At 56.1% G+C, this 766-nt stretch carries 1 protein-coding gene; it reads right to left on the bottom strand.

From position 1 onward, the window contains the following. The coding region (locus ACR0LL_RS21245) for an aspartate/glutamate racemase family protein (protein ID WP_480589304.1) at positions 1-597 on the bottom strand (597 nt) is incomplete at its 3' end. Between the last annotated feature and the right edge of the window lie 169 nt (positions 598-766).

Below are 766 nucleotides of genomic sequence, written 5' to 3'. Positions count from 1 at the left end.
GTCTATTATCGGCACACCGAACTCGTCGGAAAGCTGCGACATCAAGTCAGCCATTCCCGCACAGCCAAGCACTATGGCCTCGGCATTGTCCTGTTCGATGGCCGCCGCGACCTCGGACCGAACCTGATCAATCGAAACGGGATCATTCTCTTCCAGCTTTAGGACCGGGATATCTGACGCACGTACACTCGCGCATTTTGACTCCAATCCGTATCGTTTGAGATTGTCGGAGATCCCTGCCACGGACCGACTTAGCGTCGTCACGACAGAGAACCGGTGTGCCAACATCGCGGCTGCATGAAACCCAGCTTCACCAATACCGATCACAGGCACGTCAAAAGTGCACCGCATGGCGTCCAAACCTGTGTCGTCGAAGCACGCAATGACGATCGCATCGACCTCGCGGTGCCGTTGTGCCTCCTCAAGCAGTCCCGGCACGCAGATCGCGACATCGTAAAAGCCTTCGATGCTCGGGGGACCAGACTTGGAGTTCGTGGCAATCAGTTCTGTTTCGGGGCGTGCCACCTTGCGGGCCGCCATTTCGGCCTTTCGGGTCATCGACACGGTGGTGTTGGGATTGATAAGCAAAAGTTTCATGCCACGCTCCTACACATCGCCGCCAAGATAGGCGGCCTTGATGCGATCATCGTGAAGCAACTCCTTGGAGTTACCCTCGATGACAACACTGCCCGTACTCAATGCATAGGCACGGTTCGAGATCGACAACGCCATGCGGGAGTTCTGTTCGACAAGAAGAACCGACACA

The organism is Ruegeria sp. AI2 (assembly GCF_056541275.1).
Note: the sequence above shows the minus strand (reverse complement) of the source record. Positions and strands in the feature narration are given on the sequence as shown.